The sequence below is a fragment of the Nocardia sp. NPDC003726 genome (assembly GCF_053586955.1).
Genome location: NZ_JBSFNF010000016.1, coordinates 15,309 through 30,646, shown reverse-complemented (window position 1 = coordinate 30,646; position 15,338 = coordinate 15,309). Strand labels below are relative to the sequence as shown.

Here is a 15,338-nt window from a genome sequence, read left to right as displayed (position 1 = left end):
CAAGTGCGAGTAGCGCAGTCCTGGCTGACCGACATCATCCAGCGCACCAACCCGGAGTGGTCGGTGACGCCGGAGGAGCTCGACGCGGGATTCGTCCGGGTCGGGCTGGAAGTCGAAGAGCTCGACAAGCTGGAGCGGATCACGGGCACGGAGGAGGGCGGCGCGCCGCTGGTGGTCGGCCGCGTCGCCGAGATCACCGAACTGACCGAGTTCAAGAAGCCGATCCGCTTCTGCAAGGTGGACATCGGCAAGCCCGAGTTGCAGGAGATCATCTGCGGCGCGCGGAATTTCCGGGTCGGTGACCTGGTGGTGGTGGTGTTGCCCGGCGGCGTGCTGCCCGGCGGATTCCGGATCACCTCGCGCAAGACCTACGGCCACGTCTCCAACGGGATGATCTGCTCGGTCGCCGAACTGGGCATCGGCAAGGACCATTCCGGCATCCTGGTGCTGGAACCGGGCACCGCGGAGCCGGGCGCGGACGCCAACGCGCTGCTCGGTCTGGACGACACGGTCGTCGAGCTGAACATCACGCCCGATCGCGGCTACTGCTTCTCGGTTCGCGGCCTGGCGCGCGAGCTGGCCTGCGGCTTCGATCTCGAGTACGCCGATCCGGCGGTGCGCACCCTGCCCGACCACGAGCAGCAAGCCTGGTCGATCCGGGTCGAGCCGGACTCCCGGTGCACCCGTTTCGCGGCACGGCGGGTCACCGGCGTAGACCCGAACGCGGTGAGTCCCTGGTGGTTGCAGCGCAGGCTGTTGCTGTCGGGCGTGCGCCCGATCTCGCCCGCGGTGGACGTCACCAACTACGTGATGCTGGAGCTGGGGCAGCCGCTGCACGCCTTCGACGCGAGCAAGGTCTCCGGTGGTCTGGTGGTCCGCTCCGCGCACCGAGGCGAGACGCTGCGCACCCTGGACGACGTGGAGCGCACGCTCGACGCCGAGGACGTGGTGATCGCCGACGATTCCGGCGTCATCTCGCTGGCCGGGGTGATGGGCGGCGCGAGCACCGAGGTCGGCGCGGAGAGCACCGACATCCTGCTCGAGGCGGCCACCTGGAACCCGTTGCTGATCTACCGCACCGCGCGCAGGCACAAGCTGGTGTCGGAGGCGGGTAAGCGGTACGAGCGGGTCGTCGATCCGGAGATCAACGTGGCCGCGCTCGATCGGGCGGCCACGCTGCTCGCCGAGATCGCCGGCGGCACGATCGAACCCGTGTTGACCGACATCCGCGTCCCGGTCCCGGCTCCCGAGCCCATCCGGATGGACATCGATCTGGCCGACCGCGTCGCGGGCGTCACCTACCCGACCGGGACATCGGCGCGCCGCCTGGCCCAGATCGGCTGCACGGTCGAGGTGGGCGTCAGCGAAGCCGGGCACGGTCAGCTGGTGGTGACCCCGCCGAGCTGGCGTCCCGACCTGGCCCAGCCCGCCGACCTGGTGGAGGAGGTGCTGCGGCTGGAGGGTCTCGAGCAGATCCCGTCCGTGCTGCCCACCGCACCGGCCGGGCGCGGGCTCACGCCGACCCAGCGCCGTCGCCGCGCCGTCAGCCGCGCGCTGGCGTTCGCCGGGGCCGTGGAGGTCCCGCCGCCGGTGTTCCTGCCCGCCGGAGTGTTCGACACCTGGGGTCTGGACGCCGACGACCCGCGCCGCGCCACCACGAAGGTGCTGAACCCGCTCGACGTGGAACGTGCCGAGCTGGCCACCACCCTGCTGCCCGGCCTGCTGGAGGTGGCCGTCCGCAACATCTCGCGCGGCGCGCGTGACCTGGCGATCTACGGCATCGCGCAAGTCGTGCTGCCGGGGGCGAACACCAGGCCGGTCGATCCGCTGCCGGTGGACCGGCGTCCCACCGACGAGGAGATCGCCGAGCTGCTGGAATCGCTGCCCGAGCAGCCGGTGCACGTGGCCGCCGTCCTGACCGGCCGCCGCGAGCCGCGCGGGCCGTGGGGGCCGGGTCGTCCGGCCGAAGCCGCCGACACGTTCGCCCTCGCCGACGCCGTCGGTGACGCGGCCGGCGTGACCATCGAGCGCCGTCCGGCGGCTCATCTGCCCTGGCATCCCGGTCGCTGCGCCGAGCTGGTGGTGGACGGAACGGTCGTCGGCCACGCGGGTGAGCTGCATCCCGCCGTGCTGGAACGCTCCGGTCTGCCGCCGCGCACCTGTGCCGTCGAACTCGACTTGGACGCGCTGCCGCTGCGAGAATCCCGGCCGGTCCCGATCGTGTCGCCGTTCCCCGCGGTGCTCCAAGACGTCTCGGTGAGCGTCGAGAAGGCGATCCCGGCGGCCTCCGTCGAGTCCGCGCTGCGCACCGGCGGTGGCGAACTGCTGGAGGACATCGCGCTGTTCGACGTGTACGAGGGCGCTCAGGCGGGTGAGGGGCGCAAGTCGCTCACCTACGCCCTGCGTTTCCGGGCCACCGACCGGACGCTCACCGAGGACGAGGCCAGTGCCGCGCGCGACGCGGCGGTCGCGGCGGCGGCTGACGCGGTAGGCGCGGTGCTGCGGGGCTGACGTGCGACACCCGGCCCGTCCGATCCTCAACGCGCTGACCTATCTGCCGGAGCGGACAGTGCTGCAGACTCCGGCGGTACTCGGCATGGAGTACACCGACCTGTCGCTGCCCACCTCGGACGGTGAGACGGTGCACGCGTGGTGGATGCCTGCCCGCGATCCGGTCGGGCACATCCTGTTCGCGCACGGCAACGCGGGCAATCTCGGCGACCGGGTGCCGATCTTCGCGCTGCTCACCGAGGCCGGTTTCGACGTGCTGGCCTTCGACTACCGCGGATACGGGCGCAGCACCGGGAAACCGACCGAGCACGGTACCTACCTGGACGCGCGGGCGGCGCGCAGCGCGTTGCTGGCGCAACCCGGTGTCGATCCGAATCGCGTGCTGTACCTGGGCAAGTCCCTCGGCGGCGGTGTCGTGCTCGAACTGGCGCAGCACCATCCGCCTGCCGGAGTGATGCTGATGTCCACGTTCAGCGGCCTGCGGGACGCGGCGCGCTCGGTGTATCCGTTCCTGCCCGCGCCGCTGGTGCCGAACGCCTATCCGAACGAACGCCGCATTCGCGCGCTGCGCTCCCCGGTGCTGATCATGCACGGCGATCAGGACGAATTGCTGCCGCTGCGGCACGCGCGGCGGCTCTACGCCGCGGCGCGCGAGCCGAAACGGCTGGTCGTCTTCCCTGGTGCCGGGCACAACGATCTGATCGTCGTCGGCGGCTCGGCCTGGTACGACCTGGTGCGCGAGTGGGCGGGCGCGCGCGTGCGGTCGTGAACGGCCGTTGGCGGTCGAGCGTGCGTAGCCTGGCGGTATGAGCGACAACAGCGATATCGCGAGCCGGCTGGCCGGACTGTCCGACGCGGAGCTGGCCGGTGTGCTGCTGGCCGCCACCGCGGGGCGTTCCGGGTTCGCGGCGGTCCACGCGGCGCTGGTCGGCCTGCTGGAAACCGGCGATGCGGCAGGGGGCGGCGATGTGACTCCTACCACCCCACCCGGCGAGCCCGTGCTCGCACCGCCGACGCCGGATGCGTCGGGCCAGGTGGGCGGCAGTTCCACGGTACCGGCGGTACCGGTACCGCCGCCGGGTATGCCGGAGTCCGCCGGCGGCGGCGGATATTCGGCCTCCGGTGTTCCTACTTTCGAGTCAGTTCGCGATAAGGTCGAGCATCGCTACGGGGCCGCGCAGGGGATGGGCGAACTCGACCGGCAGACTCCGGCGGGCCGCAGCGTTGACGAACAATGGCAGGCACGTGAGCAGGCCGCGCGTGAGCGCCTGGACCGGATCCGGAAGTCGTTGCACGGCAACGACCCCGACCCGCACCAGTCGTGATCCGCGCCGGGCGCGCCGGACGATGGGTGGAATTCGATGAGCGAGCCGCGTGAGATCGCCGAACGGTTACTGGACGCCCAGGTGGCGTTCTTGCTCGCCGAGGTGACCGGCGAGCGTTTCGCGGAGGTGGTCGCGCGCGACACCGAGGCGGTGCTCGGTGTCGCCGACACGCTCGTCCTCCGCGACGTCGTGGAGCTCGGGCAGGCCAAGCAGACCGTCCGCACCGTAGTCGAGTTGATCGGCGACAGTCCGGTTTTCGCCGACATGGTCGGGGTGTTCGCCGACTCGATCTACGACCACATCGCCGCCAACAACGACTACACGCTCGGCGAGGTGGTCGAGCGCGAGCCGGTGGAGGCGCTGCTGGAGAAGATCTTCGGCATGCACCAGGCCCAGGAGCGCATCCTGGACCGGCTCACCGAGAGCCCGCTGGTGGCCACCGTCGCCTCGAAGTTCGTGGACAAGCTGATCAACGATTTCATGCAGGCCAACCGGGAGCGCGCGGAGAAGATCCCCGGTGTGTCCTCGCTGATGTCGCTGGGCCAGTCCGCGGCCAATCGAGCGAAGAAGGCCGCCGACGGCACGTTCGTCGGCGACCTTGCGGGCAAGGGCGCGCTGTTCGCGCTCAAGCGCACCAACAACGCCATCCGCGAGATGCTGCGCGACGCTCCGGTGCACGCCGCCGCGATGGAGTTCTGGGATCTGCACGCCGACGAACCGGTCAGCGGCCTGCGCGACTACCTCAGCCAGAAGGACCTCAACGAGCTGGTGCTGCTGTGCTACGAGATCGCCGTCACCACCAGGGAGAAGGAGTACTTCGGTCTGCTGCTCGACGAGTGCGTGGAGGTGTTCTTCACCAAGTACGGCGATTACACCGTGGCGGCCATGCTGCCCGAACTCGGCCTGACCGGCGACGACATCGTCAAGGAGATCCTGCGGTACGGACCGGCGGTCATCGAGGGCGCGAAGCGCGACGGCGTTCTCGCCGGGCTGATCCGCGAGCGCCTCGCACCCTTCTACACCTCCGACGAGGTGCTGGGCATCCTGGCTGGTAGCTGACCGCTACTTCGGCAGGGCCGGGACGATCGCCTGGCCGATGGTGGCGAGGCGATCGCAGGGGTTCTGGTCCGCGGTCTTGTTGACCAAGGTCAGTTGCAGCAGGCCCTGCCGGGCGGGGAACAGCACGTCGCACATCTGGTCTTTGGCGGCGTCGTCGACGCGGAACTGGCGTCCCGGCCGTCCGGCGATGGTGACGTCCTGGAAGTCGACATTGCCCGGCTTCCGCTCGAACTCGGCCACGGACATGCCGTTGGAGAACACGCCGAGGGTGAAGTCGGCGCCCTTCCATCCGCAGATCTCCCAGCCGGGCTGCTTCACACCGCCGACGCCGACCTGTTTGCTGGCCGGGTCGAGTCCGGCGCTCGTCAGCGCGGCGTCGGGGATGCCGGTGCAGGGATCGAAGAGCTGCGTGGCTGTGCTCGCGGCTTGCGTCGTGGTCGCCGCGGGCGAACCGCCGGACTCGTCGCCGCAGGCGGCCAATCCCAACGCGAGTGCGATCGTCAAGGGAACCAACGTAATTCGGTGCGCCATCCAGCCCTCTTGCCCTTCGGGTGTGTCGCGCCGGACTGTATCAGAGCCGGCCCGGGAGGTTTCGCGGCGGGCGAAGGCGGGTATGAGGCAACGGAACTGGGCTTCCGCTCGCGTGCTGCGGATGCCGGTTTTGTCATGCTCGTAACCCCTCGTTGCCAGTGTGTTTAGAAGTCCGCACAGTGTCCGTTTTGCCCGATTCTCGCGTTGACGAAGGGTGGGGCCTGTGACAGTTTCCCCTTGATTTCCGCGTGCTCGCTGCGGCGCAGGCGTGGCGGCTGATCGGAGGAGCAAGGGTGGAGCGGTCACCTGGACGACCGGAGAATTCCGGCGGCACACCGGCTGTCGCGCTCCGCACCCTCGACGGTGAACGCCAAGTGTCCGGCAGCGCGATAGTGCGTCCGCGAACCATCCGCGGGCAGCTGGCCCGCATCCTCATGGTGTCGCTCGTTCTGGTACTCGCGTTGCTGGGCGGGATGGTGGCGAGCGAGCTGGACGCCTACCGGAAGAGCGAGAACACGGTGGCGGGGGTGGCGCTGGCGCTGACGGTGCAGGATCTGGTGCACGAGACACAGCGCGAGCGCGGCCTGACCAATGGTCTGCTCGGCGGCGACCAACGCCTGCGGCAGCCGGTGGACGATCAGCGCGGCGCGGTCGACCGCGCCATGCAGGCCCTGCGGCAGGCGGTGGCGGACGGACCGCCCGGCGCGGAGCGGGTGCGAGCCGCCACACGGCCGCTCACCGACCTGGACGCGACGAGGTCCAGGATCGACGAGCGCCGCACGTCCCGGCAGGCGGCGTTCCAGTACTACACCGACGCCATCGACGCGCTGAACCACCTGTTCCTCGGTCTCGACCAGGCCGCAGACCCGGTGGTCCGGCACGGGCTGCAAGCGCTGTACGCGCTGGGTGAGGCGAAGGAGCAGACGGCGCGCGAGCGCGGCTTCCTGAACGGCGTCTTCGCCGCCGACGCCTTCGGTCCTGGCGAGTACGTGCAGTTCCTCGACATCCGCGCGGCCAAGCTGGCCGGTCTGTCCGCGTTCGCCCGCGACGCGACCGGGGCACAGCAGGCGCGCCTGGACGCCGTGCTGGACGGCGCCGACGCGGTCGCGGCCGCTGAGGCGGAGAACATCGCGATCGCCTCCAGCGCCGGGCCGCTGGCGCGCCCGGTCGATCCGATCGCCTGGTGGGCACGGATGACCGCGGTCATCGACGAGCAGCGCACGGTGCAGCAGTCGGTCGGCGCCGACGTGCGGCAGCGCGCGGAAGTGTTGCTCCGCGCCGCCGCCGTGACCCTCGGCGCGTTCGTGCTGGCCGCGCTGGCGGCGATCGCGGTGGAGGTGGCTCTCGTCGTCGCCGCGGTGCGCGCGATCGTCCGGCCGCTGGCCACGCTGGCCGCGGATGCCGACGACGTGTCCGGTCGGCGGCTGCCCGAGGTGATCTCGGCCTGGCGCACCGGCGACGACACCCGGCCGCCGGACCCACCCGCCCCGGTGCGAACGCCGCACGGTGCGAGCGTCGAGATCGCGGCCGTGGCCCGCGCGCTGGATCGGGTGCAGTCCACCGCCTTCGACCTCGCGTCGGAGCAGGCGCTGGTGCGCCGCAACACCACCGAGTCGATGGTCAGCCTGGCTCGCCGCAATCAGAATCTCGTCCGCCGCCAGCTCGGCCTGATCAGCGAATTCGAGCGCGAGGAGCTCGATCCCAAGGCGCTGTCGAACCTGTTCGAGCTCGACCATCTGGCCACCAGGATGCGCCGCAACGCCGAGAGCCTGCTCGTGCTGGTCGGCGAGGCGGGCCCGCGCCGCTGGGCCGAACCGATCCCGCTGAGCGACGTGATCCGCGCGGGGCTGTCCGAGGTCGACGACTACCGCAGGGTGGCGCTGCGGCGGATGGACGAGGTGCTCATCACCGGCGCGGCGGCCAGCGAGCTGGCCCACATGCTCGCGGAGTTGATCGAGAACGGGCTCGCGTTCTCGCCACCGGATGTCGAGGTGGAGATCTACGGCCGCGCCGGGCCGAACGGGTACCTGCTCGCGGTGGTCGACCACGGCGTCGGCATGCCCGCCGAGCACTTGGCCCAGGCCAACGCGCGGTTGCGCGGCGAGCAGGACTTCGTCGTCGCGCCCACCCGTCATCTCGGCCACTACGTGGTCGGCAGGCTCGCCGAGCGGCTCGGCATCGGCGTGGAACTCAGCGTCTCCCCGGTCAGCGGCATCGTCGCGCGCCTGACCCTGCCGCCCGGCATGCTCGACACCGAGCCGCAACTCCGCGACGAGTCCATCGGACAAGCCCCCTGCGGGCGGGCCACCGAATCCGCCTCCCGAACCGCCACGGAGCGCGATTCCGCTGCGATGGGTTCAAGTGCGCCGCGGCCCGGTACGGCCACCGCGGCCACCGCGTCGGCCACTGCGGCCACCGCGGCTGATGGGTCGATCGCCGGGGCTGATGGGTGGACCGCCGCGGCTGACGGGCGGACCGCCGGGGCTGATGGGCGGACCACCGCGGCTGACGGGCCGATCGCCGGGGCTGATGGGCGGACCACCGCGGCTGACGGGCGGACCACCGGGGCTGATGGGCGGACCACCGGGGCTGATGGGCGGACCACCGGGGCTGACGGGCGGACCACCGCGGCTGACGGGCCGATCGCCGGGGCTGATGGGCCGATCGCCGGATCGGCGCCCTACACCCAGCTCGTCGTGTCGCGATCCGGGCCGGCGGCGAGCGCAGGACTCGTCGAATCCCGCCGCGCGGGAGGACGATCCGATCCGGCGCCGGACCAACCCGCGGCGCGGCACACCAAGAACGGCTTGGTGAAACGAAACAAGAAGGCCCGGGCAGCGTCGGCTCGCGTGCGGCCCGACGCGGAGCCCCGGCCGGAGCAGGCGCCCGTGGTCGAGCGCTCGCCCGAGGAGATCCGCGGCATGCTGTCCGCCTTCCGGGCGGGACATCAGCGCGGCGCGCCCGCACGACACGCCGCTCCCGCGCGGAACGACCGCATCCACGCCGCCGCCGCGGCGTCCGAATTCCAGCCCGCGACCATGACAGAGGAGATCCGGTGACCACCCCCATATCGAGCGCCGACCCGCACACGTTCAATTGGATGCTGGCCAACTTCGTTCGCGCGACCGACGGTGTGCGCGAGGCGGTCGCGGTGTCCTCCGACGGCCTGCTCATCGCCATGTCCGACGGCTTGGACCGCGCCTCCGCCGACCGGCTCGCCGCGATGGTGTCCGGGCTGGCCGGGCTGGCCCGCAGCGCCTCGCGCAGTTACTCCTTCGACGGCCTGAAGCTGATCATGATCGAGATGAAACGCGGGTTCCTGCTGGTCTCCGCCATGGGGGACGGCAGCTGTCTGGGCGTGATCGCCGACAGCGGTTGCGACGTCGGCCTGGTCGGCTACGAGATGGCGGTGCTCGCCGAGCGCGCGGGCGCGCTGCTCGACCCCGCGCTCATCGCCGAACTGCGCGGGTCGCTGCGGCGATGAGACACGAGCCCGCTTTCGGAGCAGACCGTTTCGTGCGCCCCTTCGTGGTCACCGCCGGGCGCACCACACCGCTGCTGGACGGACTGCGCATCGAGACGATGGTGTGGGCCGATCCGGCCGCGCTGTCCGCGCCGCTGCGCTTCGAGCAGCGCACTCTCGTGCGGCTGTGCCAGCGGCCGCATTCCATCGCCGAGATCGGCGTCGCGCTCGGCGTCCCGATCGGCGTCGCCAAGGTCGTGGTCAGCGATCTCGCCGCCACCGGGTACGTCTCCGTGCGCTCCGCCGACCAGCTCACCGCCGCCGCCATCGAGAGGATCAGGGACCTTGTCCGGGCACTCTGACATGCGAACCCCGACCATGCCGTCCTCGGTGAAAATCGTGGTCAGCGGCGGTTTCGGGGTAGGGAAGACGACGTTCATCGGAGCCATCTCCGAAATCGAGCCGCTGGTGACCGAGGCGGCGATGACCGAGATGGCCGTCGGCGTGGACGACGCGGGACATCGGGTCGACAAGACGCAGACCACCGTCGCCCTGGATTTCGGGCGCATCACCCTGGACAGCTCGCTGCAGCTGTACCTGTTCGGCACGCCGGGCCAGGACCGTTTCGTCTTCCTGTGGGACGACTTGGTCGACGGTGCGCTCGGCGCGGTGATCGTGGTGGACACCGGCCGCGTCGACGACTGCTACCCGGTGCTGGACTACTTCGAAGGGCGCGGCACGCCTTTCGTCGTCGCGGTCAACCGCTTCGACGGCGGCACCCGCTTCGACCTCGCCGAGGTGCGCGAGGCGCTCGAACTCGACGACTGGATCCCGGTGCTGGAATGCGATGCCAGGCAACGTGATTCGGTCAAGGAGGTACTGGTCTCGCTGCTCGAACAGGTGCTGTCGCACCGAGCGGATCACCTCACGGCCCTGGACGCGGGCTGAGTCGTCGGCCGGTGCCGTGCCCTGGCGCGCACCCGCCGGAAGGCGCGCGCGCGTCACCTCGCCGGATGCGGCGTTCGTCGCCGACCCGCGCGACGGATGGCGGCAGTGCGCCGAGCGCCGATGAATTCGCCGCGCGCGCCTCGTCTGTACTGTCGCCCGGCCCTGACGAAGAAAAGGAGCATCATCATGAGCAACGGCGCGGACCTCGCCCTCACCCACATCGGCGTGCTGGTCGCCGACCAGGACAAGGCCCTGGAGTTCTACCGTGACGTCATCGGCCTCGAAGTGCGTGCGGACCTGCCGTTCGCCGGGGGCCGCTGGCTGACCGTCGGCCCGGCGAAGCAGCCCGGCATCGAGTTCATCCTGGAGACCCCCGAGATGGTGCCGGACGAGGCGGCCGGTGCCGCCGCGCGGGCGCGGCTGGCCAGCGGCGCGCAGGGCACGTTGATCTTCACCACCGATGCCGTCGACGCCACGTTCGCCCGGCTGCGCGACGCAGGCGTCGAGGTGACGCAGGAGCCGATCACGCAGCCGTACGGCGTCCGTGACTGCGGATTCCGCGACCCGTGGGGCAACCACCTGCGCTTCTCCGAACTGCCCGGCTGAGCCGGGCGCGGCCGGTGTGGGCCGCGTCGCATTCCCCGGCGGGCCGGAGGGCAATACTGTCTGATCATGGGTGAAACGATGAGCGAGACCCAGCAGGACGCCATCCGGCCGCTGCGCGACGACATCCGGTTTCTCGGTGGCGTGCTCGGTGACACCATTCGCGACCACGAGGGGCCGGAGGTCTTCGACCTCATCGAACGGGTGCGCATCGAGGCGTTCCGGGTGCGTCGCGAGGAGGTCGGGCGCAGCGCCGTCGCGCAGATGCTGGACGGCGTGGACATCGCGGTGGCCCTTCCGCTCATCCGCGCCTTCAGCTACTTCGTGCTGCTGGCCAATCTGGCCGAGGACATCCAGCGCGACCGCCGCCGCGTCGCGCACGAGACGGCGGGCGAACCGCCGCAGGACTCGTCGCTGGCGGCCACCTACCGCAAGCTGGACGCCGCGGCGCTGGACGGAACCCGCGTCGCGGACCTGCTGTCGGACGCGCTGGTGTCGCCGGTGATCACCGCGCACCCGACCGAGACGCGCCGCCGCACCGTCTTCGACGCGCAGGCCCGGATCACCGAGTTGATGCGCCTGCGCCAGCGCTACGCCGAGAACGAGCGCGAGCGGGCCGATCTGGAGCGGCGCATCCGCCGCCAGGTGCTGAGCCTGTGGCGTACCGCGCTCATCCGCCTGGCCCGCCTGCGTATCCAGGACGAGATCTCGGTGGGTCTGCGCTACTACGACCTGACCCTGTTCGACGTGATCCCGGCGATCAACGCCGAGGTGCGCGCCGCGCTGCGCTCCCGCTGGCCGGGAGTCGAGCTGCTGCCGCGCCCGATGCTGCGTCCCGGCTCCTGGATCGGCGGCGACCGCGACGGCAACCCGTTCGTCACGGCCGAGGTGGTGCGGCAGGCCGCCTACCGCGCCGCGGGTGTCGCGTTCGAGCGCTACCTGCGCGACCTGGTGGAACTGGAGAAGACACTGTCGTTGTCGGCCCGGCTGGTGGCCGTGACGCCCGAGGTCGCCGCGCTCGCCGAGAGCGGTTACCCCGATCCGGCCACGCACGCCGACGAGCCGTATCGCCGTGCGCTGCACCACATCCGGGCCAGGCTGACCGCCACCGCGCTGGCCGCGCTCGGGGAGGCGCCGCCGAACGGACTGGACGAAGGGGCGCGGCCCTACCCGGCTCCGCAGGCCGTGCTGGACGACCTCGACGCGATCGATGCCTCGCTGCGGCGCAGCGGCGACGGCCTGCTCGCCGACGACCGGCTCGCCGCGCTGCGGCACGCCGTGGAGACGTTCGGCTTCCATTTGCAGAGCCTGGATCTGCGCCAGAACTCCGAGGTGCACGAACAGGTCGTCGCCGAACTGCTGGCCTGGGCGGGGGTGCATGCCGACTACGCGAGCCTGCCGGAGCCGGATCGGGTGGAACTGCTCGCCGCCGAACTGCGCACCCGCCGCCCGCTGCTCGGCCCGCACGCCCGGTTGAGCGAACTGGCCGACAAGGAACTCGGCATCGTCAGCGCCGCCCGCGAGGTGGTGGACACCCTCGGCCCGGAGGCCGTGCCGAACTACATCATCAGCATGTGCACGTCGGTCAGCGATCTGCTCGAGGCCGCCCTGTTGCTGAAGGAAGGCGGACTGCTAGACCCGGGGGAGCCGGACGGGCCGCCGAGCTGCCCGGTGGGCATCGTCCCGCTGTTCGAGACCATCGAGGACCTCGGCGCTGGCGCGGCCACACTGTCGGCGGCGCTGGAGGTGCCGGTCTATCGCGATCTGGTGGCCGCGCGGGGAATGCGCCAAGAAGTGATGCTCGGCTACTCCGACTCCAACAAGGACGGCGGATATCTGGCGGCGAACTGGGCGCTGTACCGGGCCGAGTTGGATCTGGTCGAGGTCGCCCGCAAGACCGGCAGCCGGTTGCGGCTGTTCCACGGCCGCGGCGGCACCGTCGGTCGCGGCGGCGGCCGCAGCTACGACGCGATCCTCGCCCAGCCCGCCGGGGCGGTGCGCGGCTCGCTGCGGCTCACCGAGCAGGGCGAGGTGATCGCCGCGAAGTACGCCGAACCCGGTGCGGCGCACCGCAATCTGGAGTCGCTGATCGCGGGCACCTTGGAGTCGACGCTGCTGGACGTGGAGGGCCTGGGCGCCGACGCCGAGCCGTCCTACGGCATCATGGACGACCTGGCCGCCCGCGCCCGCGCCGCGTACGCGCGGCTGGTGCACGAGACCCCCGGATTCGTCGAATACTTCCGGCAGTCGACGCCGGTCGCCGAAGTGGGTGATCTGAACATCGGCAGCAGACCCGCCTCTCGCAAGCCGACGAATTCGGTCGCGGACCTGCGCGCCATCCCCTGGGTGATGTCGTGGAGCCAGTCGCGGGTGATGCTGCCGGGCTGGTACGGCACCGGCGCCGCGCTGGAGGAGTGGATCGGCGGCGACCCGGAGCGGCTGGCGACCTTGGCCGATCTGTACCGCCGCTGGCCGTTCTTCCGCACGGTGCTGTCCAACCTGGCGCAGGTGATGGCCAAGAGCGATCTGGACATCGCCGCCCGCTACGCCGAACTCGTGGAGGATGTGGCCCTGCGGGAGCACATCTTCGGCATGATCCGCGACGAACACGCCAGAACCGTCCGCATGCACGCCGCGATCACCGGCAACGACCACCTGCTGGCCGACAACCCGTCGCTGGCCGAGTCCATCCACAACCGCTTCCCCTACCTGGAGCCGCTGAACCAGATGCAGGTGGAACTGCTGCGCAGGCTGCGCGCCGGGGACGATTCCGAACTGGTCAAACGCGGCATCCTGCTCACCATGAACGGCCTGGCCACCGCCCTGCGCAACTCGGGTTAGCCGCCCGAGGGGCGCGGTCGGGTAGGAAGAACGTCGTGTCGATCGACGAAGCAGCCGTGGCGGCGCTGGCGGACCGCAGGATCGGTCCCGAGCACAAGGGCATGCCACCCGCGTTCTGGGGCCGGACCGTGCGGGAGATCCGCGCCGCCGCGCCGGTGCTCGACCAGTTGGAGACGCCGGTGCTCACCGTCGACCGCGCTGCCCTGGCCGAGAACATCGCGGTGATGGCCGAGTGGGTGCGCGCGGCAGGCGTGCGGCTGGCGCCGCACGGCAAGACCACGATGGCGCCGCAGGTGTGGGCGGATCAGCTGGCCGCAGGGTCATGGGGCATCACTCTGGCCACCGTCTGGCAGACGCAAGTGGCGCGGTCCTTCGGTGTCGCGCGGGTGCTGCTGGCCAACGCGCTGGTCGATCCGGTCGGATTGCGGTGGGTCGCGGCGGAATCGGCGCGCGATTCGTCTTTCGAGTTCTACTGCTGGGCCGACAGCGTCGAAACGGTCGCGCTGATGGACGCGCATCTGCGCGGCGCACCGGAGGCGCCGCGGATCCGGGTGCTCGTGGAACTCGGTGGCCCGCACGGCAGAACCGGCGCGCGCACGGTGGAACAGGCGCATGCGGTGGCGCGCGCGATCGAGGGGGCGTCGCGGCTGACGCTCGCCGGTGTGGGCGGCTACGAGGGTGCCCTCGCGCACGACCGCACCGCGACCGGCATCCGCGCGGTGCGCGACTACCTCGGCGAACTCGCCCGGCTGCACCGGGAACTCGCCGCGGCCGGGCGATATCGCGGTCCGGCCGTCGTCACCGCGGGCGGCAGCGCCTACCCGGAACTCGCGCTCGAATACCTCGCCCCGCTGTCCGACGAGCAGGGCGGCCGGGGCGTGGCGACGACGGTCGTGCTGCGCTCGGGCGCGTATGTCATCCACGACGACGGCTTCTACGCGAGCACGTCACCGCTGGCGGGTCCAGGGTCTGCGCGGCCGCTGCGTTCGGCGATGCACGGCTGGGCCCGTACCCTCTCGCGCCCGGAACCCGGCCTCGCTCTGCTGGACGCGGGCAAACGCGATCTCCCTTTCGACGAAGGGATGCCGATTCCGCAACGCATCGCTGGATCTGGAGGCGGTGTGCTCGACGCGGACGCGACGGTCTCGGCGCTCAACGACCAGCACGCCTTCCTCCGCCTGCCGGGCGGCTCGGCCACCGAGTTGCCCATCGGCGCGGTCGTGCGGCTCGGTCTGTCCCATCCGTGCACCGCCTTCGACAAATGGCGGCTCATCCCGGTGATCGATGACGCCGACGCTCCCACGCCGCGAGTGGTGGATCTGCTGCACACGTTCTTCTGACGAGCGGCGCCGCGCCCATCGCCACGGATCGGGTGACGCTGATCGCACGCGCGACCACGGCGCTAGTCGTTCGAAGCGATGAGTGCGCGCACCAACCGGTCCAGCACGGGGCGCGGATCGAAATCCGGTGTCGGATCGACCAATTGGTGCAAAATGATGCCCTCGAGCTGGCCTACCAAGATCTGTGTCGTCGCCCGATCCCCGCCGACGCTCGCCAGCAGGCTCGCGGCCCATTCGCCCAGCCTGCGGTGGCCGCGTCGCACCGTCTCGTGCAATGCGGGCGAGGTCTGTGCTTCCAGGAACAGCGCGTAGCGCGCCAGTGTCCGCGTGCGGTCGGTCCGCACCGCGTGGACGACGTAAGCGGCCGTGCCGTCGATGAGTTCTTCGACGGTGCCGGGGCCCGGTTGCCGGGTGAGCGCCTCCCAATCCGCGTAGTCGCGTGCCTCGAGGCGCTCGGCGATGCCGGCCAGCAGCGCCGCACGGGTGCGGAAGTAATTGGACGCCGATCCGGCGGGCATGCCCGCGACCTCGTCGACCGCGCGGTGGGTCACGGCGCGGATGCCGCGGGAGCCGAGCAGGTCGATCGCGGCGTCCAAGACGAGTTCGCGCTTGCTGGACATCCAGTGATACTACAGCAGTAGTGATATGGGTTACAGTACGGCGCCACGACACTACATCGGTAGTAGCGTTCGGGTGAGCTGCTCGCCGAGCGGTCCG

Annotated in this window: 13 protein-coding genes; 11 read left to right on the top strand and 2 right to left on the bottom strand. The window is 71.0% G+C overall.

Translation table 11 applies throughout. The features are described 5' to 3' along the window. Window positions 1-3 precede the first annotated feature (3 nt). The 4 genes from pheT to ACWDMM_RS21005 are packed head-to-tail and all read left to right on the top strand — an operon-like array spanning window position 4 to window position 4,895. Complete coding sequence (pheT, locus tag ACWDMM_RS21020; protein ID WP_357111327.1) at window positions 4-2,511, top strand: phenylalanine--tRNA ligase subunit beta; 2,508 nt, start codon at window positions 4-6, stop codon at window positions 2,509-2,511. A 1-nt stretch (window position 2,512) separates the two neighbouring features. After that, entirely contained in the window at window positions 2,513-3,280 is a 768-nt protein-coding gene (locus tag ACWDMM_RS21015; protein WP_195082782.1) for an alpha/beta hydrolase, read from the top strand. 37 nt (window positions 3,281-3,317) lie between these two features. Then, entirely contained in the window at window positions 3,318-3,836 is a 519-nt protein-coding gene (locus ACWDMM_RS21010; protein WP_357111324.1) for a PspA/IM30 family protein, read from the top strand. Window positions 3,837-3,872: 36 nt separating this feature from the next. After that, window positions 3,873-4,895 carry a hypothetical protein gene (locus tag ACWDMM_RS21005; RefSeq protein ID WP_449938985.1) on the top strand — a complete coding sequence of 341 codons (1,023 nt, stop codon included), beginning with the start codon at window positions 3,873-3,875 and terminating at the stop codon, window positions 4,893-4,895. Between the two features lie 3 nt (window positions 4,896-4,898). Here the strand turns inward: ACWDMM_RS21005 and ACWDMM_RS21000 are convergent, their stop codons facing one another. Then, on the bottom strand, window positions 4,899-5,399 hold the full coding sequence (locus tag ACWDMM_RS21000; RefSeq protein WP_195082785.1) for a DUF3558 domain-containing protein: 501 nt from the start codon (window positions 5,397-5,399) through the stop codon (window positions 4,899-4,901). 320 nt (window positions 5,400-5,719) lie between these two features. On the opposite strand from ACWDMM_RS21000, the gene ACWDMM_RS20995 reads away from it, so the two are divergent. The 7 genes from ACWDMM_RS20995 (at window position 5,720) to ACWDMM_RS20965 (ending at window position 14,621) form a co-directional block, all read left to right on the top strand. After that, window positions 5,720-8,485 carry a nitrate- and nitrite sensing domain-containing protein gene (locus ACWDMM_RS20995; protein WP_449938983.1) on the top strand — a complete coding sequence of 922 codons (2,766 nt, stop codon included), beginning with the start codon at window positions 5,720-5,722 and terminating at the stop codon, window positions 8,483-8,485. Further along, window positions 8,482-8,910, top strand: a complete 429-nt coding sequence (locus ACWDMM_RS20990; protein WP_449938981.1) for a roadblock/LC7 domain-containing protein — start codon at window positions 8,482-8,484, stop codon at window positions 8,908-8,910. Before ACWDMM_RS20995 ends, ACWDMM_RS20990 begins: the two co-directional genes overlap by 4 nt. Continuing rightward, window positions 8,907-9,251: a DUF742 domain-containing protein gene (locus ACWDMM_RS20985; RefSeq protein ID WP_195082786.1), complete on the top strand. Its 345-nt coding sequence runs from the start codon at window positions 8,907-8,909 to the stop codon at window positions 9,249-9,251. Before ACWDMM_RS20990 ends, ACWDMM_RS20985 begins: the two co-directional genes overlap by 4 nt. Window positions 9,252-9,267: 16 nt before the next feature. Then, the gene (locus ACWDMM_RS20980) at window positions 9,268-9,837 is read left to right on the top strand and encodes a GTP-binding protein (RefSeq protein WP_195082850.1); all 570 of its coding nucleotides are present in this window, start codon (window positions 9,268-9,270) and stop codon (window positions 9,835-9,837) included. Between the two features lie 186 nt (window positions 9,838-10,023). After that, window positions 10,024-10,443: a VOC family protein gene (locus ACWDMM_RS20975; protein WP_357111317.1), complete on the top strand. Its 420-nt coding sequence runs from the start codon at window positions 10,024-10,026 to the stop codon at window positions 10,441-10,443. A gap of 78 nt (window positions 10,444-10,521) precedes the next feature. After that, window positions 10,522-13,281: a phosphoenolpyruvate carboxylase gene (gene ppc, locus ACWDMM_RS20970; protein ID WP_449939099.1), complete on the top strand. Its 2,760-nt coding sequence runs from the start codon at window positions 10,522-10,524 to the stop codon at window positions 13,279-13,281. Window positions 13,282-13,322: 41 nt separating this feature from the next. Further along, window positions 13,323-14,621 carry an amino acid deaminase gene (locus ACWDMM_RS20965; RefSeq protein ID WP_449939096.1) on the top strand — a complete coding sequence of 433 codons (1,299 nt, stop codon included), beginning with the start codon at window positions 13,323-13,325 and terminating at the stop codon, window positions 14,619-14,621. Between the two features lie 62 nt (window positions 14,622-14,683). Here the strand turns inward: ACWDMM_RS20965 and ACWDMM_RS20960 are convergent, their stop codons facing one another. Then, window positions 14,684-15,241, bottom strand: a complete 558-nt coding sequence (locus ACWDMM_RS20960; RefSeq protein ID WP_195082788.1) for a TetR/AcrR family transcriptional regulator — start codon at window positions 15,239-15,241, stop codon at window positions 14,684-14,686. Between the last annotated feature and the right edge of the window lie 97 nt (window positions 15,242-15,338).